Below are 19,780 nucleotides of genomic sequence, written 5' to 3' on the forward strand. Positions count from 1 at the left end.
ATGATAAGGGATAGTTTGAAGAGGTAAGTCCCGTCACGTAAGTTCATCGAGGAGAGATTATGAACAAGGTTGCTCAGTACTACCGCGAATTGGTGGCATCTCTGACCGAACGCTTGAAAAATGGCGAACGTGATATTGACTCGCTGGTCGCGAGCGCTGAAAAACGGCTGAACGAAGCGGGTGAGCTGACGCGCGATGAAGTGGAGCAGGTGACCCTGGCGGTACGGCGCGATCTGGAAGAATTCGCTCGCAGTTATCAGGAAAGCCGGGAAGAATTTACCGACAGCGTTTTTATGCGGGTGATTAAAGAGAGCCTGTGGCAGGAACTGGCGGACATTACCGACAAAACCCAGTTGGAATGGCGCGAAGTGTTCAAGGACGTCAGCCATCATGGCGTTTACCACAGCGGTGAAGTGGTTGGGCTGGGGAATCTGGTGTGCGAGCAGTGCCACCATCATATGGCGTTTTACACGCCGGAAGTGCTGCCGCTGTGTCCGAAATGCGGCCACGACCAGTTTCAGCGTCGGCCTTTCGAACCTTAAGTTCTCCGCACCCTGGCCTTCTCCTGAGTGGAAAGGGCCGGGGCAGGGAGATCGTCATTAACCGAACAGCTTTTTCATCAGGTTACTGAGAAAACCGCCGCCAGTCGGGGCCGTTGCCCGTTCAGGCTCGCTTGTGAGGGCGTTGTATACGGTTGCAGGGACTTTCTGTGCCACCGCGATACGGCTGTCCTGTGCCGCTTTTTCTGCCGCTTCCGGCCCGTAAGCAAACCCTTCCGCCAGCACGAATTCCACGTCCGTAATACCGATAAAGCCCAAGAACAGCTTCAGATAAGGCGTGATCAGGTCGGTTGGCGTCTCGGCGTGGATACCGCCACGGCTGGAGATTACGATCGCTTTCTTGCCGGTGACCAGTCCTTCGGATCCTTCAGAGGTATAACGGAAAGTTTGGCCGGCGCGTGCTATCAGGTCGAAGTAAATTTTCAACTGGGTCGGGATGTTAAAGTTGTACATCGGTGCGCTGATGATCAGGGTGTCATGCGATTTCAGTTCGGCAATCAGCTCATCGGAAAGTGCCAGCGTCTGTTGCTGATAGGGGGTTAAGGGTTTATCCCCGGCACTAAAACCGCCGATCACTTCACCGTTCAGTTCTGGCAGAGTGGGGTTGGCCAAATCGCGGAAGGTAAAGGTGTCACTTGGGTGCGCTTCTTGCCACTGTTGAACAAAAAAATCGACCAATTTTCCAGACTGGGAGTAATCGCCCAGAATACTTGATTTCAGGACCAGTATACGACTCATGCGGTTATCTCCAGGCTTGTTCTAAGGGCGTCAGCAATGCTGTGCGTTTAACAGCATCTTAGAGGCAAGCCGGGATCAGTGATAGCGTAAAAATTCGCTCAGTTAAATCAAAAAAATTGAACATTAGGGCGCGTCTTGCGCCCCAGTGGGTCAGTAACGCGCAACGCGTTCAGCCAGCAGGCTGATAAACCCTTCACGATCGATAGCGGTCAGCACTTCCACGTTGGCCGCTTTGCCGGTTTGCTGGAATACATCTACTACCGTCATGCCCTGGGTGTATTCCCCTTTGGTTTCCACCCCGACCCAGCGTTCGATACTGCTAAACAACTGAGGGGCCAGCAGCCAGGCGATGGTGCAGGGGTCGTGCATTGCGGCACCCGGTAACCCACGTGGGTGGCTGAGATACAGCGGCAGGTAGAAGTCGAGCATTTCGGCCACCGCCTGTGCCACCGGGTTGTCAATTTGGCGGATACGTTCGATATCTTGTGGTAGCACCAGAGCCTGGTGGGTGACGTTCAACCCGGCCATGGTCAAGGGCACGCCGGACTTCAGTACCATCTCGGCGGCTTCGGGATCGACAAAAATATTAAATTCCGCCACCGGGGTGGTATTACCGGCGTTCATGCCACCGCCCATAAAGACGATGCGCTCGATGTTGCCTTTCAGTTCGGGGTGCTGGGCCAGCAGCAGGGCGATATTGGTCATCGGGCCGGTGACCACCAGGGTGATCGGTTCCAGGCTGCTGCGCAGTAGGCTGGCGATCAGCTCGACGGCGCTTTGCCCGACCGGCTTGATGGTGGGCGTCGGCAGGTGGGTATTGCCCATGCCGGTTTTGCCGTGGACGTAGTCGGCAATCACCAGCTCACGCATCAGTGGGGCGGCGGCACCGGCCGCGACAGGGATGTCTTCACGCTTCATCAGCGTCAGCAGGCCGAGCGCGTTATGCAGGGTTTTCTCCGGCGTCTGGTTGCCGGCGGAGGTGGTGATGGCTTTAACGTCCAGTTCCGCTGAACTCAGTGCCATGGCGAGGGCAATGGCGTCGTCGAGGCCGGGATCGCAATCGATAATGATAGGGCGTGGCATATGTATCTCCTTTTTACCCGTCGTCTTTCAAGCTGCAGCGTTGTTACCTGCATTCACTCACCCCAGTTACTTACTCAAGTAAGCGCCTGGGGATGAGCGAGCTGGTCGCCTAGCTGCAACTTGAAAGCCATAGGGTAGAGTTGTGCTGCGAGCATCGGATCAAAACCAGGGAGAAACAAGCGCTTTTAGTGCCGGGAAGGGGGAGATGCGCCCCGAATGGAGCGCATGCATATTGAGGCAAGTGTTGTTTTTTTACCTGAGATACCCGGGCCTAGCGCACCGAGGGGCGCTCCGGCAGCTAAAGCTGCTACGACCCCTTCGGCACGCTCTCCCTAATAACGGGCACGAGCGCATCAGATAAATCAGTGCAGGATTTTTGCCAGGAAGTCTTTGGCGCGCTCAGACTCAGGGTTGTTGAAGAAGTCGTCTTTATTGCGGTCTTCGACAATTTTGCCTTCATCCATAAAGATCACCCGGTTGGCCACCTTGCGGGCAAAGCCCATTTCGTGGGTCACCACCATCATGGTCATGCCTTCGTTCGCCAGTTCGACCATCACGTCGAGCACTTCGTTGATCATTTCCGGATCGAGTGCTGAGGTCGGTTCATCGAACAGCATGGCGATGGGATCCATACACAGCGCACGGGCGATAGCCACACGTTGCTGCTGACCACCGGAAAGCTGCCCAGGGAACTTGTTGGCATGGGCGGTCAGGCCGACGCGCTCCAGCAACTTCAGGCCTTTCTCGCGGGAAGCGGCTTTATCACGCTTGAGCACTTTTACCTGTGCCAGCGTCAGGTTGTCGATGATCGACAGGTGCGGGAACAGCTCAAAGTGCTGGAACACCATGCCGACCTTGGAACGCAGCTGCGCCAGGTTGGTTTTCTTGTTGTTGACCGGCGTCCCGTTCACCTGGATATCGCCCTGCTGGATCGGCTCCAGGCCGTTGACGGTTTTGATCAGGGTAGATTTGCCCGAGCCTGAAGGACCGCAGACTACCACCACTTCGCCTTTTTTGACTTCGGTGGTGCAATCGGTCAGAACCTGAAAGTGACCGTACCACTTAGAAACATTTTTCAGGGATATCATCAAACAGTCCTTTTCTTCAAATAGCTTACCAGCGCCGAGGCGGCGAGACTGATAACAAAATAGACAAAGCCGGCGAACAGGATCATTTCAACCTGGGTGCCGTCGCGCTCGCCGATGGTTGAGGCGGTACGGAAGAAGTCAGCCAGGCTCAGTACGTACACCAGCGAGGTATCCTGGAACAGTACGATGCCCTGGGTCAGCAGCAGTGGCACCATGGCGCGGAATGCCTGCGGCAAAATAACCAGCTTCATTGACTGCCAGTGGGTCATGCCCAGAGCCAGTGCGGCGGAAGACTGGCCGCGCGAGATGCTGATAATACCGGCACGGATAATTTCCGAGTAATAGGCCGCTTCAAACAGGGAAAAGGCTACCATAGCCGAGATCAGGCGAATATCGGTTTTCGGCGACAGCCCCAGAACTTGTTGTAATAAGCTTGGAACCACCAGATAGAACCACAGCAGTACCATCACCAGCGGCACTGAGCGGAACAGGTTGACGTACAGGGCGGCGAACCAGCTGATTGGCTTGATCGGCGACAAACGCATTACCGCCAAAATGGTGCCCCAAAGGATACCGAAGACGATGGCAGTCACGGTGATCTTCAGCGTGATGAACAGACCCTGCAGCAGATAAGGGAAGCTTGGGACAATCGATGCCCAGTCAAATTCGTACATTATTTACTCCCCATATTGCCGGGCAACTGCACTTTTCTCTCTACCAGCCGCATAAACAGCATGATCACGGCGTTGATGGCGATATAAGCCAGCGTTATCGCGGTAAAGGATTCATAGGCGTGCGCCGAGTAATCCAGCAATTTACCGGCCTGGGCAGCCATGTCGACCAGTCCGATGGTGGAAGCGATGGCGGAGTTTTTCACCAAGTTAAGCATTTCCGAGGTCATCGGCGGCACAATCACCCGGTAGGCGTTCGGCAACAGCACGTAGCGATAGGTTTGCGGCAGCGTCAGGCCCATGGCCAGTCCGGCGGCTCTCTGACCGCGTGGCAGTGACTGAATGGCAGCGCGTACCTGTTCGCACACGCGAGCGGCGGTGAACAGCCCGAGGCACAACATCGAAGAAACGAAGAACTGCACGTTAGGATCGAGTTCGGTTTTGAACCACATGCCGATATTCACCGGCAGCAATTCAGGGATCACCAGGTACCAGGTAAAGAATTGCACGATCAGCGGCACGTTACGGAAAAGTTCGACGTAACAGGTACCGAGGGTGGAAAGAAAGCGGTTAGGTACGGTACGCAAAATACCGAATAGCGAACCGACAAAGAAAGCGATAATCCATGCACAGACGGAGAGGGCCACCGTGACCTGAAAGCCGGACCAAATCCAGCCGAGGTAGGTGGTATTCCCAAACGGGGCCTGCTGCAGGAAGATACCCCAGTTCCAATCTATTGACATAACAAACTCCGTTAAGCGGGCGCAGAGCGCCTAAAGATTGATGACTATTCAGCGCCAATGGCACCGCGGCCAGTCGGGCTGACTTATCTGTGCGGGCATCGGTGGTGCGTTATGGGGAAAATGCGGGAGGGGAACGACCTCCCGCATGCCTGTCTGTCCCAGTCATCAACAGAGCCAGGTTGGCCTGGCGCCTGTTTTATTAGTTCAGTGCTTTGTCGTTAGGCTCTTTGAACAGTTGCTTCATATCGTCTGACAGTTCGAAGTTCATGTTGAGGTTCTTCGGTGGGATAGGCTGTTTGAACCACTTATCAAACCATTTGGCCGCTTCACCTGAAGTCTGAGCCTGAGCGATGGTGTCATCGACCAGTTTTTTGAACTCAGGATCGTCTTTACGCAACATACAGCCGTAGGCTTCTTTCGACTGTGGCGTGGCGATGATTTCCCATTGGTCCGGTTTCTTCGCTTTCGCGCGTTCACCTGCCAGCAGAGCGTCATCCATCATAAAGGCGACGGCGCGGCCGCTTTCCAGGGTGCGGAATGAATCACCGTGGTCTTTGGCGCTGATGATACGCATGTTCATTTTGTTGCTGTCGTTCAGTTTATTCAGCAGTACTTCTGAGGTAGTACCGGATGTCACCACCACGGCTTTACCGGCCAGATCTTTGAAATCTTTGATGTCAGACCCTTTTTTCACCAGCAGACGGGTACCGACCACGAAGATGGTGTCAGAGAAGGCGGCCTGTTTCTGGCGTTCAAGGTTGTTGGTGGTCGAGCCGCACTCGAAGTCAAAGGTGCCGTTTTGCAGCAGTGGAATACGGTTCTGCGAGGTGATCGGCAGCATTTTGACCTGCAGATCCGGAGCGTTCAGTTTTTTCTTAACCGCTTCAACGATTTGGTTGGAGTAGTCCTGGGAGTAACCCACAACTTTCTGCTGGTTGTCGTAGTAGGAGAACGGCACTGACGATTCGCGGTGGCCGACAACGATCACGCCGTTGTCTTTGATTTTCTTCAGCGTACCGGTCAGTTCTTCCGCATGGGCTACGTTAGCCGCCATACCGATCAGCAGTAACGATAACGCCAATTTACGCATTTGCATGGTCCAACTCCTTTGCTGTTGTGGTAGCTCAAATTCAAAGAGCATCAGATTCTAAATGGAGATTTATTGCTCAAGTATAAAGATAGTCCTAGAACAGATAACCGTTAGAAAATAGCCGATTGTGAACGGATTGAAACTAAAATGTTTCATTTTTTGAGACGCCACGCGCACCAAATTAATGCAACAAAATATCAATGCACCCTTATGGTGCCAGTGATGCTCTCAGGTTGTGCACGGATGCGACGAAACGTCAGCAAAAGTAAATCGGTTCTAAATCACGGAGTAATTAAAGCAAGGAGTGTGCCAGAAGCATTGATTTGGCAATGATTTTGGACCGGTGGGGGAAACAGCGGGGCGCGCGGATGGCAACGCCCCGGGGGATTATTTACGACGCAGGCCGAGGACCAGCGCCAGACCGCCGAGCAGCAGGGTGATGATCCACAATGGCGTGGCGCCAAAGCGGGCATAAGGGGTAATGCCGGTGGTTGGGGTCATTTTCACCTCCAGCACCTTGCGAGTGAACTGCGGGATCTCTGCAATCACTTCACCATTGGCATCGACAGCGGCAGTCACGCCGTTGTTGGTGCTGCGCAACAGGGGTCTGCCCAACTCCAGTGCACGCATGCGCGCCATCTGGAAGTGCTGCCACGGGCCGATGGAATGGCCAAACCAGGCATCGTTGGAGATGGTCAGCAGGAAGTTGGTGTCCGGGCGGAAGTTATCGCGCACCTGCTGGCCGAGGACAATTTCATAACAAATCGCCGCCGTCAGGTTATAGCCCTTCACGCTGAGCTGTGGCTGGACGTAATCGCCGCGGCTGAATGAGGACATCGGCAGGTCGAAGAAGGGGGCCAGTGGCCGCAGCAGCGTTTCCATCGGCACAAACTCGCCGAACGGCACCAGATGGTGCTTGTTATAGCGGTCTTTGGCCGGATAAGTGTACGGCGTCGGTTCACCCAACACGATGGCACTGTTGTAAATTTGCTGGCCCTGTGGGGTGGCGCGGACGTCAACAATGCCGGTGATCAGGCTGCTGTTTTTGGCTCGCATCAGGTCGTCCATCATGGTCAGGAAACCGTTCTGGCTGGCTTCGTAATCCGGGATGGCAGATTCCGGCCAAATGATGATCGGCGCTTTGCCCATATAAGGACGGGTTTCATCCAGATAGGTTTGCAGCGTACTGACCAGCGCTTTGGGATCCCACTTCATTGACTGAGCGATATTGCCCTGCACCATGGCGACGTTGACCGCCTTGTCCGGCTGTGGGGTATACCAGTGCAACTGGCGCAGCGGCCACGGTAACAGCAACAGGGCGACAGCTACCACCGCCGGCGTGATGCGGCGTTGATTGATGGCATATACCAGCAGCCCGGCGATCGCCATCAGCATAAAGGTGATGGTATCTACCCCCAGCAGTGGTGCCACGCCTTTCAGCGGGCCGTTGAGCTGGCTGTAGCCGAACTGCAGCCAAGGGAAACCGGTCAGCACCCAGCCGCGCAGAAACTCAGTGACCTGCCACAGCACCGGTGCGGCAATCGCCAGACGGTACCAACTGGTGGTTGGCCAAAGGCGTGCCAGCAAGCCGGCGAACAGCCCGGTATACAGCGACAGATAGGCGGCGAGCAGCGCCACCAGGAAAATATTGACGGAGAACGGCATGCCGCCGAAGTCGGCAATGCTGACGTAAACCCAGTTGATCCCGGTACCGAACAGGCCGAAACCCCAGCAGAAGCCGAGCAGAGCAGACTGTTTGGTGGTGCGATTGAGGGTAACGGCCAACAGGCCGAACAGGGAGACAATGGCCGCTGGCCAGATATCGTAAGGAGAAAACGCCAGCGTGCCGCTGGCACCAGTCAACAGCGCCAGCAGGGCGCGAACCCACTGGCGATCAAGGTAAGAGGCTTTAGCCATGTTCGATTTATTCTTCCAGTTTCGGTTGCGGAGAATCGTCCGGAATTTTTACATGAACCTGGATGATACGTCGACTGTCGGCCATCGCAACTTTAAATAAGTAACCTTCGATTTCAATGGTTTCCCCCCGTGCTGGCAGGTGACCGAAGGCTTGCATGACCAGGCCACCGATGGTGTCGACCTCGTCGTCGCTGAAGTGGGTGCCGAAGGCTTCGTTGAAGTCTTCAATCGGTGCCAGCGCGCGCACGGTATACATATGACGGCTGAGCTGGCGGATATCCACATCGTCCTCGTCGTCATACTCATCTTCAATTTCGCCGACAATCAGTTCCAGAATGTCTTCGATGGTGACCAGGCCGGACACACCGCCGAATTCGTCAATGACAATCGCCATGTGATAACGCTGGGAGCGGAACTCCTTCAGCATCCGATCGACCCGCTTGCTTTCCGGCACCACCACTGCGGTACGCAGCACCTTGTCGATGCTGAACTCCTCGGTTTCTGCGCGCATAAACGGCAGCAGATCCTTGGCCATCAGGATGCCTTCGATGTGATCTTTATCTTCGCTGATCACCGGGAAGCGCGAGTGGGCGGATTCAATGATCACGTCCAGGCACTCTTCCAGCGTTTGGTTACGCTTGAGCGTCACCATCTGGGAGCGCGGGATCATGATGTCGCGCACGCGCTGTTCGGCGATATCCATCACGCCTTCCAGCATGTCTCGGGTATCGGGATCGATCAGGTCGTTTTGCTCGGAATCACGGATCAGCTCTACCAGATCGCCACGGTTTTTAGGTTCGCCGTGGAACAGCTGGTTAAGGATAAGAGTAAAGAACCCCTTCTTGGGACTGGGGCTGTCATTGCTTTGTGAATGGTCGTCGCTCATGGCGTTTTAGTTAATATCACTCATGTCAGAGTTAGGGGAGTCAGCGACAGCCCCATACAGGGGCTGTGGGGAAATCAACTGACGTCAGAGGGGGTCTTTTTCCGCCAGGTACGGGTCCGGGTAACCCAGTCCGTGCATGATTTCGGTTTCCAAAGACTCCATTTCTTCGGCTTCATCGTCTTCGATGTGGTCATACCCTAGCAGATGAAGGCTGCCGTGAACAACCATATGCGCCCAGTGGGCCTCCAGCGCCTTGTCTTGCTCAACGGCTTCCCGCTCAACCACCTGCCGACAGATGATCAAATCACCCAGCAGCGGCAGCTCGATGCCCGGAGGGGCTTCGAAGGGGAATGACAGCACGTTGGTCGGTTTGTCCATACCACGATAGGTCAGGTTCAGTTCGTTGCTTTCGGCTTCGTCGACCAGGCGAATGGTCACCTCGGCCTCTTCCTGAAACTGCGGCAGTACCCCTTCCAGCCAGTGTTGGAAGGTGGCTTCGTCCGGCAAGCCGCTGTTGTCTGCACAGGCCAGCTGCAGATCCAAAATCACCTGACTCATCGTGTCTCCTGCTCGGAGGCGAGGGTCGCCTCACGTTGACGTTGTTCTGCAATCGCATCTTTGCGCTTTTGTTCGGCGGCTTCCCAGGCTTCATAGGCGATTACCACGCGGGCGACCACCGGATGACGCACCACGTCTTCACTATGGAAGAAGTTGAAGCTCAGTTCTTCGACGTCCGACAGCACTTCTATCGCGTGACGCAGGCCGGATTTTTGGTTGCGCGGCAGGTCTATCTGCGTCACGTCACCGGTAATCACCGCCTTTGAGTTAAAGCCGATGCGCGTCAGGAACATCTTCATCTGTTCGATGGTGGTGTTCTGGCTCTCATCTAGGATGATAAACGCGTCGTTCAGGGTGCGACCGCGCATATAGGCCAGCGGCGCAACTTCAATCACGTTACGTTCAATCAACTTCTCTACGCGCTCGAAGCCCAGCATTTCAAACAGGGCGTCGTACAGCGGGCGCAGGTAAGGATCGACCTTTTGGCTCAGATCCCCCGGCAGGAAGCCCAGTTTTTCACCGGCTTCGACTGCTGGGCGGGTCAGCATAATGCGGCGTACGTCCTGGCGTTCCAGCGCGTCTACCGCAGCGGCAACCGCCAGGTAGGTCTTGCCGGTACCGGCCGGGCCAATACCGAAGGTAATGTCATGGTCGAGAATATGGGCGATGTACTGCGCCTGGTTTGGCGTCCGTGGTTTCACCATGCCGCGTTTGGTTTTGATGGTGACCGCTTTGCCGTAATCCGGCACGCTGTCGGCAACCTGTTCCAGCACCCGGCTTTCTTTGATCGCCAGATGGATCTGTTCTGGATCGATATCCGGGATCACGCCGCGAATGGGGGAAGTGTCCACATACAGGTGGCGCAAAATATCGGCGGCGGCTACCACGCACAGGTTCTTGCCAACCAGCTTAAAACGATTGTCACGACGGTTGATCTCAATGCCCAACCGGCGTTCGAGTTGTTTGATATTGTCATCAAACGGGCCGCACAGGCTGAGCAATCGCTGATTGTCTGCCGGCTCTAACAAAATTTCTTGTGTTGCGACGTTCAAACTATTCCTCAAGGCTCATATCGGGCCTGGTTGATTTTCGGTACGCGCATTCAGGGCAAGCCCTGAGGTTCTCTACCTTGAATTATTCATGGTGCGAAGCACGGGCGCAAGTTTACCCATGATCTATCTGTGCGCCGACGGTGTAATTCAAGGGGCGGCAGAGGAAAAACGCGGCCAAAACAGCCGCGTACTGACTTGATAATAGGGGCCGGGGATCAGTTCTTTTTCACGAACTCGGATTTCAGCTTCATTTGGCCAAAGCCATCGATCTTGCAGTCGATGTTGTGGTCGCCTTCCACCAGACGGATATTCTTCACCTTGGTGCCAATTTTCAGCATCGAAGAGCTGCCTTTGACCTTCAGATCTTTCACTACGGTCACGGCGTCGCCGTCGGCCAGCAGGTTGCCGTTGGCATCTTTGACAATCAGGGCATCGTTGTCTTCTACCGGGGCGCTGTCGCTCCACTCATGGGCGCACTCAGGGCAGATAAACAGGTTGTTGTCCTGATAGGTGTATTCGGAATTGCACTTCGGGCAGTGTGGGAGTTGCATGCTATGTCGCCTCTTTAATCATCAAAAAAATAAAAAAAAGAAAAATTGCCGGGCGTATGGCCCGACAGAGAAATAATAAGGATAACCGTTATCGTGGCGGCGGGAAGCGCGGCCGCCACGTTTAGCGCCAGGCGGAAACAGCGTCAGGGTTGGTAAATGCCGACACCCAGCGCATTCTCTTTGCGGGTACGGGCGATCACCGACTGCGGGGATTCATGTACGCGCAGGTCCATCTGCTGTTCGGTACGCATCACTGCGCCACGCAGTGAATTGGTCAAGATTTCGGTGATTTCCACATCAACGAACTGGCCGATCATATCCGGCGTGCCTTCAAAGTTGACCATGCGGTTGCAGGCGGTACGGCCTGCCAGCTCCATCACGCTTTTACGTGAGGTGCCTTCCACCAGAATGCGCTGTACGGTGCCGAGCATCCTGCGACTGAACTGCAGCACCTGCTGGTTGATGCGATCCTGCAGGATATACAGGCGCTGTTTCTTTTCGTCTTCGCTGACGTCGTCCACCATATCGGCCGCCGGGGTGCCAGGGCGCGACGAGTAGATAAAGCTGAAGCTGGTGTCGAAGTTAATCTCGGCAATCAGGTTCATGGTCTGTTCGAAGTCGGCCTGGGTTTCCCCTGGGAAGCCGATAATAAAATCAGAGCTGAGCTGGATGTCCGGCCGCGCCTTGCGCAGTTTGCGAATGATCGCTTTGTATTCCAGTGCGGTGTGCGCGCGCTTCATCATGGTCAGTATGCGGTCTGAGCCGCTCTGGACCGGCAGATGCAGGAAACTGACCAACTCCGGAGTGTCTTCATACACCGCGATGATATCGTCGGTGAATTCAATCGGATGACTGGTGGTGTAACGGATACGGTCGATCCCGTCGATGGCTGCCACCAGGCGCAACAGTTCGGCAAATGAACAGATGTCGCCGTCGTAGGTAGCACCGCGATAGGCATTAACGTTCTGGCCAAGCAGGTTGACTTCACGCACGCCTTGCGCCGCCAGTTGGGCGACTTCGAACAGCACGTCATCGCTTGGACGGCTCACTTCTTCACCGCGAGTGTAAGGCACCACGCAGAAGGTACAGTATTTGTTGCAGCCTTCCATAATGGAGACAAAGGCGGTTGGGCCTTCAGCGCGGGGTTCCGGCAGGCGGTCGAACTTTTCGATCTCAGGGAAGCTGATGTCGACGATTGGGCTGCGGGTGCCCTGCACGTGGTTGAGCATTTCCGGCAGGCGATGCAGGGTTTGCGGCCCAAACACCACGTCGACGCAGGGCGCACGGCTGCGAATGTGTTCGCCTTCTTGCGAGGCCACACAGCCCCCCACGCCGATAATCAACGCCGGGTTCTTTTCTTTCAGCAGTTTCCAGCGCCCTAACATGGCGAAAACCTTTTCCTGCGCTTTCTCGCGGATCGAGCAGGTATTCAGCAGCAGCACGTCGGCTTCTTCAGCGTTGTCGGTCCATTGGTAACCGTGCGTGCTTCCCAGTAAGTCCGCCATTTTTGATGAATCATATTCATTCATCTGGCAGCCCCAGGTTTTGATATGTAGTTTTTTGGTCATTGACTTGCCATTACTCAGTGCGGAGCGAAAGTTGCGATACGCGACATGCAGGGCGCTATTGTAAACATTTGACGCCGTTGTGACCAGCGCGGGGAAAATGGCATGCGACCTGAAGCCAAATTAAAAATCCGTTACACTGATGCCAAACGCCATGCCGGTGGGGATGGCGATAATTAACCAAGAAAAAATAGCCAATTTGACTGCTCCCCGCCCTAAAGGGCGTGGATTCCCACTTCACTGAGTTGAACCTAAGCCGCTTGATGCGATTCAGGATTTACAGGCTCTCCGTGGGCTAACGCTGCCAGCCCGGCAGCTTTTATATTCCGTGCCGCATTAATGTCACGGTCATGGCTTGTCTGGCATTCCGGACAATTCCATTTACGAACATCAAGAGGCAATTTTTTCATCGTGAAGCCGCAACAACTACAACGCTTTGAGGACGGGAAAAACGGGGCAATGGCGACCAGTGAACGCCCGCCCCATTCAGCCTTGTATGCGAGCTGGCGCACAAACTCGCCCCAGCTTGCATCGGCTATCGCTTTCGACAGCTTAGGGTTGCGGATCATGTTCTTCACTTTCAGGGATTCAACGCAAACAACTTGGTTATCGTTAATCAGTTTGCGGGACAACTTGTGCAAGTTATCCCTGCGGCAATCGGCAATTTTCGCGTGGAGTCGGGTCACCTTCAAGCGGGCTTTAGCGCGGTTTTTCGAACCTTTCGCTTTTTTGCTTAAACGGTGCTGAAGTCGCGCCAGGCGAGCCGCGTATTTAGCGGTATGGCGGGGATTGCCTTGTTTAAATCCAGTGTCAGTAACGAACAAATCCTTTAAGCCCACATCAATGCCCACGGTTTTAGCGGAAATGGGCAGTGATACAGGTTCAAACTCGCACAGACAGGAAACGAAATATCGTCCGGCTGCATCTTTGGAAATAGTGACGGTTGACGGCACGGATGGGAGTTCACGGCTCCAGCGCACGTCCAATGGGGCTTTGCTCTTAGCCATATGCAGCTTGCCATCACGATATTTAAACGCGCTGGCGGTCAATTCAGCGACCTGTTTGTGGCGTTTGCTTTTGAATGCTGGATATTTAGCCCGACCTGCAAAAAAGTGAGAAAAGGCCATCTGTTGGTGGCGTAGCGATTGTTGCAAGGGGACACAGGAAACGTCATTGAGCCATGCGCATTCAGGCTCTTTTTTAAGCGTGGTTAACCGCGCATTAGCTTGCAGATAGCCGATCTTCTCCTGGCGCTCATAGTAAGCATCAGTACGCCAGCGAAGGATTGAATTATAGACAAAACGCACACAGCCGAACGTTTGAGCCAAAAGCTCAACCTGATCGGCTGTTGGATAGAATCGGTATTTGTATGCGCGTTTCATATGTACAAAATTACAGGAGCCATCGTGAAAAGACAAAAAGAAGTTAGCTCGAAAACCGCCTCCTTTCCTCCCTGGCCTGAAGGCCGAGGTTTCCCGGAGGCACTCTGATGAACACTTCTCAAAAACGGTATGACGCGGTGGTGGTAGGTGGCGGCATGGTTGGCGCGGCCGCTGCGTTGGGGCTGGCGCAGGCCGGTTGGTCGGTGGCCTTGCTGGAACATCAGGCACCACAGGCGTTCGATGCGCAAAGCCCGCCGGACTTGCGTATTTCCGCGATTGGCTGCACCTCGGTCGGGTTGCTCAAACAGCTCGGCGCCTGGTCGGCGGTGCAAGCGATGCGCACCGCACCCTACCGCCGGTTGGAAACCTGGGAGTGGGCATCGGCACGGGTGGCGTTTGACGCCGCTTCGCTCGGCCTGCCGGAACTGGGTTTTATGGTGGAAAACCGTATTCTGCAACTGGCGCTGTGGCAGCAACTGGAGCAGTGCGACAATCTGACGCTCTGCTGCCCCGCCAGGCTGCGTTCGCTGCAACGTAATGATGACCATTGGCAAGTGACACTGGACTCTTCTGAGACGCTACAGGCGCGTCTGGTGGTTGGGGCTGACGGTGCCAACTCGCAGGTGCGTAATCTGGCGGCCATCGGCACCAGCGGTTGGCAGTACCGCCAGTCCTGCATGCTGATCACCGTCGAAACCGGTGCGCCGCAGCAGGATGTGACCTGGCAGCAGTTCTTCCCTTCCGGGCCACGCGCTTTCCTGCCGCTGTACGATCAATGGGCTTCACTGGTGTGGTATGACAGCCCGCAGCGTATCCGTCAGTTACAGGCGATGCCGCCGGCACAGCTTGAGCGGGAAATCGCGGAGGCGTTTCCTGCACGTCTGGGGGCGGTGAAAGTGCACGCCGCCGGTTCTTTCCCGCTGGCACGCCGTCATGCACAACGCTATGTGTTGCCGGGGCTGGTGTTGCTCGGTGACGCGGCGCATACCATTAATCCGTTGGCCGGGCAGGGGGTGAACCTGGGCTATCGTGATGTGGAAGCCTTGCTGGCGGTATTGAGTGAGGCGCGGGAACAGGGCGAGGACTGGAGCACTGAAGCGGTGTTGATGCGTTATCAGCGTCGCCGCCGTACCGATAACCTGCTGATGCAAAGCGGTATGGATCTGTTTTATACCGCCTTCAGCAATAATTTGGCGCCGTTAAGCGTGGCACGCAATATTGCGTTGATGGCGGCCCAGCGGGCGGGCAAGCTGAAGGAACATGCGCTGAAATACGCACTGGGCTTGTAGCGGCGGATTCGGGATAGGGCGTCGGGGACGGCGCCTTCATCACCCCGTATTTTACCTGAACGCCAGACAGCAAAAAGCCCGCCGAAGCGGGCTTTTCTAAATGTGGCTGGGGTGCCAGGATTCGAACCTGGGTATGCTGGTATCAGAAACCAGAGCCTTACCGCTTGGCGACACCCCAATTGTAAAACAGTAAAATATGGTGGCTACGACGGGATTTGAACCTGTGACCCCATCATTATGAGTGATGTGCTCTAACCAGCTGAGCTACGTAGCCATTTTCGATATTTTACTTTAAAAGTCAACAGTGTTGATGGCTGGGGTACCTGGATTCGAACCAGGGAATGCTGGTATCAAAAACCAGTGCCTTACCGCTTGGCGATACCCCATCAACAAATTTTCAACTTCTTCTTACTGCATCAAACCATTTAGAAAATGGCTGGGGTACCTGGATTCGAACCAGGGAGTGCTGGTATCAAAAACCAGTGCCTTACCGCTTGGCGATACCCCATCTGATGCCTGCAACTCGATGAAAAGAAATGGTGCGGGAGGCGAGACTTGAACTCGCACACCTTGCGGCGCTAGAACCTAAATCTAGTGCGTCTACCAATTTCGCCACTCCCGCAAAAAAGATGGTGGCTACGACGGGATTTGAACCTGTGACCCCATCATTATGAGTGATGTGCTCTAACCAGCTGAGCTACGTAGCCATCTTTTTTCGCGCAACCTTCATCGGCGTTGCGGGGCGCATTATGCGTATATGGCCGTTTTGCGTCAACAAGTTTTTTCCCGAAAAAGCGACCGGATGTGTTGTTTGTCTGGGTTGTGAACATTATGGCGATAAAATCATCAATTCAGACAATTAATGGTTGAAAACATCAACAAAAAGGCGGGCCCGAAGGCCCGCCCAGGGAATAAAACGCAGGACGCTTATTTGTAGGCGGACTGGTGAACGCCGACTGCACGACCAGAAGGATCGTCCATCTTTTTGAATGACTCATCCCATTCGATGGCTTTCGCTGAAGAGCAGGCCACTGACGGGCCACCAGGCACGCATTCAGCCGCGCTTGGCAGCGGGAACAGCTCTTCGAAGATTTCGCGATACAGGTAGCCTTCTTTGGAGCTCGGCGTGTTGTACGGGAAACGGAAACGTGCAGTTTCGAGCTGTTGATCGCTGATCTGCTTGGCAGCGACTTCTTTCAGCGTGTCGATCCAGCTGTAGCCAACACCGTCAGAGAACTGCTCTTTCTGGCGCCAGGCCACGCTGGCCGGCAGGTAGGACTCAAAACATTCACGCAGGATATGTTTTTCCATTTTGCCATTGCCGCACATTTTGTCTTTCGGGTTGATGCGCATTGCCACGTCGAGGAATTTTTTATCCAGGAACGGCACGCGGGCTTCCACACCCCAGGCGGACATCGCCTTGTTGGCACGCGCACAGTCAAACATATGCAGCGCCAGCAGTTTACGCACGGTTTCGTCGTGGAACTCACGGGCATCCGGTGCCTTATGGAAGTACAGGTAACCGCCGAACACTTCGTCGGCCCCTTCACCAGACAACACCATCTTGATGCCCATTGCCTTGATCTTGCGTGACATCAGGTACATCGGGGTAGAGGCGCGAATGGTAGTCACGTCATAGGTTTCGATGTGATAAATCACGTCACGAATGGCGTCCAGGCCTTCCTGCACGGTGAAATGAATTTCATGGTGCACGGTGCCCAGGTGGTTAGCCACTTCCTGAGCGGCACGCAGATCCGGTGAACCTTCCAGGCCGACGGCGAAGGAGTGCAATTGTGGCCACCAGGCTTCGCTACGCTCTTGATCTTCTACACGGCGCGCGGCGTATTTTTTGGTAATGGCGGAGATCACTGAAGAGTCCAGGCCACCAGACAGCAGCACGCCGTAAGGCACGTCGGACATCAGGTGGCTTTTTACCGAGTCTTCCAGCGCGTTGCGCAGGGCGTTGGCGTCGGTCACGTTGTCTTTAACCACGTCGTAATCGAACCAGTCACGCTGGTAGTATTCGCGGATCTCACCGTCCTGGCTCCACAGGTAGCTGCCCGCCGGGAATTCTTTAATGGTGCGACAAACCGGCACCAGCGCTTTCATTTCAGAAGCGACATACAGGTTGCCGAATTCATCATGGCCCATGTACAGCGGGATAATACCCAGATGGTCGCGGCCAATCAGGTAGGCGTCTTTCTCTGAGTCGTACAGAGCGAAGGCAAACATGCCCTGCAGATCGTCGAGGAAGTCGGTGCCTTTTTCCTGATACAGCGCCAGGATCACTTCACAGTCGGAACCGGTCTGGAACTCATAGCGATCGCTCAGCTGCTGGCGCAGCGCCTGGTGGTTGTAAATTTCACCGTTAACCGCCAGGACGTGGGTGTGCGCAGCGTTGTACAGCGGTTGGGCACCATTGTTGACGTCGACAATCGACAGGCGCTCATGCACCAGAATGGCTTTATCGCTGGCGTAAACACCGGACCAATCCGGGCCGCGGTGGCGCATCAGACGGGACAGCTCCAGCGCTTTCTTACGCAGTTCAACGGGATCAGACTTCAGATCGAGCACACCGAAAATAGAACACATATACCGACTCTCCTAACGACTTTTTTAGACTGTGATGTTGTTTTTGCTGTTATAGGCAGCGTGGCCGGCTCATCAGCGATGGCGCGGTTTTGCTGCGTTGTGTTTATGAAAATGCGTCAAAAGCGGCAGGGGATGCAAGCGTTTTAGCGCTGCGCTGAAAAATAGTTGTTTGGGGTCGGTCGAATATTAGCGGATATTCAGTTAATGGCGGTTTAAATTGACGGATATGTAATTTTTTGACGAATGGATGAGTTGCCGGAGAATTTTACCGGCAACTCATTGCAGACTATTAGGCGGTCAACTGCCACAGGGTAAAGGCTGCATCTGGCGTCCAGCCCGCGTTAGAGGTGTGGGCCTGAAGGCAGGTGTATTTCTTGCCTTTATAGGTCACCACATCACCGGCTTTATAGCTGTGGTTGTTCTGCCACTCGCTTGGGCCCGGATCGGGTGGTGTACCGCCGTCAGCCGTTTTCACCGCCAGCGCACTGCTCGGCAGCGAGGTATTGCCCTGGTTGTCGGTGGCCGTGACAAAGTAACTGTACTGAGTCGCCGGTGCCAGGCCGCTGTCTTGTAGCGACAGGCCGCCGGTCTGGCCGATCGCGCTGCCGTTACGGTAAACCGTATATTGGCTAACAGGTTTGACGCTGCTGGCGGCCGCCCAGTTTAACGTCAACGACGTTGAGGCGATCGCGGTGGCGTTCAATGCCGTCGGCGCATCAGGCTTTCCCGGCGGTGGTGTTACACCCCCCTGGATCAGCGCGGCGTAACGCGTTTTGAACTCCCAGTTATAAGCTACGCCAGCTTTGCTTTTGCCGTTGTCCCAGTTAACTGACCAGGTCATCAGGCCTTTGATCGACAGACCCTTGGCATCGAGACGAGCAAAGGCGTTATAGACCGCCATTTTATCGACCACATAACCGGTGGCGGCAGCGTCATTGTTGGTTGGCAGACCAATAACAAATTTGGCCGCCGGGATTTTGGTATAACCACGGGTGCCGGTGACCAGGCTTTCGGTCAGGTAATACAGGAAGTCTTCTTTCATGGCGTCGTTATTCTGGGTGATCCAGGCGCCTTTACCGCCATTGGCTTCATCAACCCAGATGCCGTCACCGCCCTGGTTATAATATTGCGGCGCGATAAAATCGTAATAGCCTTCGAGCGAGGTAATATAATCCAGGTAAGTACCGTTGGTGCGTAAATAAGGGAATTCTGGCGCCATGCTGACAATGAAATTTTTACCTTCGGCGGCATAATGCGCTTTTACTTTTTTCAGTGCGGCCGGCAAAACGGTTTTATTATTGGCTGCGCCGATGGCCGCCTGCTCCAGATCGATATCCAACCCGTCGAAACCGTAGGTTTCCACCAGGCGGATAATCTCATTAGCCAGTTTGTCTTCGTCGCCGGTTTTCAATTCGATATGTGCGTCTGCACCACCCAGTGAAATAAGCACGGCACGGCCCTGACTGTTCAGCACGCCGACCTGGCGGCGGAACTCGGTATCGGACAGGTTGTAAGGTTTGAAGGTGGGAATACCGTCGCCTTTCATAAACGCCACTGCCACCACGTTATATTCGGCCGGGATGTCGGTCAGGTTCATATTGGCGAATTGCCCTTGCTGATAACCGTCACTGGCACCGGCGGCCCAGTTGTGCCAAAAACCCATCATGATTTTTTTATTGGTCATGTCCGGCATGATGGCGGCGTCATCTGCTGCTTGTGCATTGATAATATTATTGGTGCTCATGGTAACCTCGTTAGGGTAGGTAAGATTATTTCCACTGACCGCCAAGGTTTATTATTGGCGGGGCGTAAATATATAGTGCGGGTTTTTAACGAGGCTGGGGTGAAACCTTTATTGACCAATAATAAATTAAATTCAACTTGGGGAATATACCCTAAATAATTGGAGTTGCATTGAGGCGGTAAGTTTGTAAGTCCACAGGAGCATAGATAACTATGTGACTGGGGCGCATAAACCCAGCCAACAAAAATGCAGCTTCAAGTATGACGGGTAT

The 19,780-nt window shown here is 54.6% G+C and carries 17 protein-coding genes and 6 tRNA genes; 2 read left to right on the forward strand and 21 right to left on the reverse strand.

All coding sequences use genetic code 11. The features are described from left to right. Positions 1 to 59 precede the first annotated feature (59 nt). Positions 60 to 542, forward strand: a complete 483-nt coding sequence (locus tag NHG65_RS05850; protein ID WP_085115576.1) for a zinc ribbon-containing protein — start codon at positions 60 to 62, stop codon at positions 540 to 542. Between the two features lie 57 nt (positions 543 to 599). Here the strand turns inward: NHG65_RS05850 and NHG65_RS05855 are convergent, their stop codons facing one another. From NHG65_RS05855 to NHG65_RS05915, 13 genes are all read right to left on the reverse strand, one after another. Beyond that, positions 600 to 1,298 (reverse strand): FMN-dependent NADH-azoreductase, encoded by a 699-nt coding sequence (locus NHG65_RS05855; protein ID WP_499183036.1) that lies wholly within the window; start codon positions 1,296 to 1,298, stop codon positions 600 to 602. Between the two features lie 150 nt (positions 1,299 to 1,448). Continuing rightward, positions 1,449 to 2,381, reverse strand: coding sequence for a pyrimidine-specific ribonucleoside hydrolase RihA (rihA, locus tag NHG65_RS05860; protein ID WP_499183037.1), 933 nt, complete (start codon positions 2,379 to 2,381; stop codon positions 1,449 to 1,451). Between the two features lie 362 nt (positions 2,382 to 2,743). Next, a complete protein-coding gene (locus NHG65_RS05865; RefSeq protein WP_099065419.1) occupies positions 2,744 to 3,469 on the reverse strand; it encodes an amino acid ABC transporter ATP-binding protein in 726 nt (241 codons plus the stop codon). Beyond that, a complete protein-coding gene (gltK, locus tag NHG65_RS05870) occupies positions 3,469 to 4,143 on the reverse strand; it encodes a glutamate/aspartate ABC transporter permease GltK (protein ID WP_085115580.1) in 675 nt (224 codons plus the stop codon). The genes NHG65_RS05865 and gltK overlap by 1 nt, the downstream gene beginning before the upstream one ends. Further along, positions 4,143 to 4,883: an amino acid ABC transporter permease gene (locus NHG65_RS05875; RefSeq protein ID WP_099065420.1), complete on the reverse strand. Its 741-nt coding sequence runs from the start codon at positions 4,881 to 4,883 to the stop codon at positions 4,143 to 4,145. Before NHG65_RS05875 ends, gltK begins: the two co-directional genes overlap by 1 nt. A gap of 199 nt (positions 4,884 to 5,082) precedes the next feature. Beyond that, entirely contained in the window at positions 5,083 to 5,979 is an 897-nt protein-coding gene (locus tag NHG65_RS05880; protein WP_099065421.1) for an amino acid ABC transporter substrate-binding protein, read from the reverse strand. Positions 5,980 to 6,360: 381 nt separating this feature from the next. Further along, complete coding sequence (gene lnt / locus NHG65_RS05885) at positions 6,361 to 7,890, reverse strand: apolipoprotein N-acyltransferase (protein WP_099065422.1); 1,530 nt, start codon at positions 7,888 to 7,890, stop codon at positions 6,361 to 6,363. A 7-nt stretch (positions 7,891 to 7,897) separates the two neighbouring features. Continuing rightward, positions 7,898 to 8,776, reverse strand: a complete 879-nt coding sequence (corC, locus tag NHG65_RS05890) for a CNNM family magnesium/cobalt transport protein CorC (protein ID WP_099065423.1) — start codon at positions 8,774 to 8,776, stop codon at positions 7,898 to 7,900. An 84-nt stretch (positions 8,777 to 8,860) separates the two neighbouring features. Further along, positions 8,861 to 9,334 (reverse strand): rRNA maturation RNase YbeY, encoded by a 474-nt coding sequence (gene ybeY / locus NHG65_RS05895; RefSeq protein ID WP_085115585.1) that lies wholly within the window; start codon positions 9,332 to 9,334, stop codon positions 8,861 to 8,863. Then, positions 9,331 to 10,386, reverse strand: a complete 1,056-nt coding sequence (locus NHG65_RS05900) for a PhoH family protein (RefSeq protein WP_085115586.1) — start codon at positions 10,384 to 10,386, stop codon at positions 9,331 to 9,333. Before NHG65_RS05900 ends, ybeY begins: the two co-directional genes overlap by 4 nt. 215 nt (positions 10,387 to 10,601) lie before the next feature. Then, positions 10,602 to 10,937, reverse strand: a complete 336-nt coding sequence (locus tag NHG65_RS05905; protein ID WP_261432736.1) for a zinc ribbon domain-containing protein YjdM — start codon at positions 10,935 to 10,937, stop codon at positions 10,602 to 10,604. Positions 10,938 to 11,080: 143 nt separating this feature from the next. Then, a complete protein-coding gene (miaB, locus tag NHG65_RS05910) occupies positions 11,081 to 12,505 on the reverse strand; it encodes a tRNA (N6-isopentenyl adenosine(37)-C2)-methylthiotransferase MiaB (RefSeq protein WP_499183038.1) in 1,425 nt (474 codons plus the stop codon). A 248-nt stretch (positions 12,506 to 12,753) separates the two neighbouring features. Beyond that, the gene (locus tag NHG65_RS05915) at positions 12,754 to 13,884 is read right to left on the reverse strand and encodes an RNA-guided endonuclease InsQ/TnpB family protein (protein WP_499183039.1); all 1,131 of its coding nucleotides are present in this window, start codon (positions 13,882 to 13,884) and stop codon (positions 12,754 to 12,756) included. Between the two features lie 107 nt (positions 13,885 to 13,991). On the opposite strand from NHG65_RS05915, the gene ubiF reads away from it, so the two are divergent. Next, positions 13,992 to 15,173 carry a 3-demethoxyubiquinol 3-hydroxylase gene (ubiF, locus tag NHG65_RS05920; protein ID WP_207976141.1) on the forward strand — a complete coding sequence of 394 codons (1,182 nt, stop codon included), beginning with the start codon at positions 13,992 to 13,994 and terminating at the stop codon, positions 15,171 to 15,173. Between the two features lie 103 nt (positions 15,174 to 15,276). Here the strand turns inward: ubiF and NHG65_RS05925 are convergent. The 8 genes from NHG65_RS05925 to chiC form a co-directional block, all read right to left on the reverse strand. After that, positions 15,277 to 15,351, reverse strand: a tRNA-Gln gene (locus NHG65_RS05925). A 19-nt stretch (positions 15,352 to 15,370) separates the two neighbouring features. After that, a tRNA-Met gene (locus NHG65_RS05930) sits at positions 15,371 to 15,447 on the reverse strand. Positions 15,448 to 15,484: 37 nt separating this feature from the next. Continuing rightward, positions 15,485 to 15,559 (reverse strand) — tRNA-Gln (locus NHG65_RS05935). 47 nt (positions 15,560 to 15,606) lie between these two features. Then, a tRNA-Gln gene (locus NHG65_RS05940) sits at positions 15,607 to 15,681 on the reverse strand. A gap of 29 nt (positions 15,682 to 15,710) precedes the next feature. Further along, positions 15,711 to 15,795: transfer RNA gene (locus NHG65_RS05945), tRNA-Leu, on the reverse strand. A gap of 8 nt (positions 15,796 to 15,803) precedes the next feature. Continuing rightward, positions 15,804 to 15,880 (reverse strand) — tRNA-Met (locus tag NHG65_RS05950). A 220-nt stretch (positions 15,881 to 16,100) separates the two neighbouring features. After that, positions 16,101 to 17,765, reverse strand: coding sequence for an asparagine synthase B (gene asnB, locus NHG65_RS05955; RefSeq protein ID WP_099065033.1), 1,665 nt, complete (start codon positions 17,763 to 17,765; stop codon positions 16,101 to 16,103). A gap of 289 nt (positions 17,766 to 18,054) precedes the next feature. Beyond that, positions 18,055 to 19,509: a chitinase ChiC gene (gene chiC, locus NHG65_RS05960; protein ID WP_499183040.1), complete on the reverse strand. Its 1,455-nt coding sequence runs from the start codon at positions 19,507 to 19,509 to the stop codon at positions 18,055 to 18,057. Positions 19,510 to 19,780 lie beyond the last annotated feature (271 nt).

The organism is Serratia myotis (assembly GCF_027474885.1).
Lineage (GTDB): Bacteria > Pseudomonadota > Gammaproteobacteria > Enterobacterales > Enterobacteriaceae > Serratia > Serratia proteamaculans.

What these genes read in the sequence shown, in the direction of transcription:
- NHG65_RS05875 (WP_099065420.1), bottom strand. Translation starts at nt 4,883, where the DNA reads ATGTCAATAGATTGGAACTGGGGTATCTTCCTGCAGCAGGCCCCGTTT.
- ybeY (WP_085115585.1), bottom strand. Translation starts at nt 9,334, where the DNA reads ATGAGTCAGGTGATTTTGGATCTGCAGCTGGCCTGTGCAGACAACAGC.
- ubiF (WP_207976141.1), top strand. Translation starts at nt 13,992, where the DNA reads ATGAACACTTCTCAAAAACGGTATGACGCGGTGGTGGTAGGTGGCGGC.
- NHG65_RS05855 (WP_499183036.1), bottom strand. Translation starts at nt 1,298, where the DNA reads ATGAGTCGTATACTGGTCCTGAAATCAAGTATTCTGGGCGATTACTCC.
- NHG65_RS05850 (WP_085115576.1), top strand. Translation starts at nt 60, where the DNA reads ATGAACAAGGTTGCTCAGTACTACCGCGAATTGGTGGCATCTCTGACC.
- NHG65_RS05865 (WP_099065419.1), bottom strand. Translation starts at nt 3,469, where the DNA reads ATGATATCCCTGAAAAATGTTTCTAAGTGGTACGGTCACTTTCAGGTT.
- gltK (WP_085115580.1), bottom strand. Translation starts at nt 4,143, where the DNA reads ATGTACGAATTTGACTGGGCATCGATTGTCCCAAGCTTCCCTTATCTG.
- miaB (WP_499183038.1), bottom strand. Translation starts at nt 12,505, where the DNA reads ATGACCAAAAAACTACATATCAAAACCTGGGGCTGCCAGATGAATGAA.
- NHG65_RS05905 (WP_261432736.1), bottom strand. Translation starts at nt 10,937, where the DNA reads ATGCAACTCCCACACTGCCCGAAGTGCAATTCCGAATACACCTATCAG.
- asnB (WP_099065033.1), bottom strand. Translation starts at nt 17,765, where the DNA reads ATGTGTTCTATTTTCGGTGTGCTCGATCTGAAGTCTGATCCCGTTGAA.
- corC (WP_099065423.1), bottom strand. Translation starts at nt 8,776, where the DNA reads ATGAGCGACGACCATTCACAAAGCAATGACAGCCCCAGTCCCAAGAAG.
- rihA (WP_499183037.1), bottom strand. Translation starts at nt 2,381, where the DNA reads ATGCCACGCCCTATCATTATCGATTGCGATCCCGGCCTCGACGACGCC.
- NHG65_RS05880 (WP_099065421.1), bottom strand. Translation starts at nt 5,979, where the DNA reads ATGCAAATGCGTAAATTGGCGTTATCGTTACTGCTGATCGGTATGGCG.
- chiC (WP_499183040.1), bottom strand. Translation starts at nt 19,509, where the DNA reads ATGAGCACCAATAATATTATCAATGCACAAGCAGCAGATGACGCCGCC.
- NHG65_RS05915 (WP_499183039.1), bottom strand. Translation starts at nt 13,884, where the DNA reads ATGAAACGCGCATACAAATACCGATTCTATCCAACAGCCGATCAGGTT.
- lnt (WP_099065422.1), bottom strand. Translation starts at nt 7,890, where the DNA reads ATGGCTAAAGCCTCTTACCTTGATCGCCAGTGGGTTCGCGCCCTGCTG.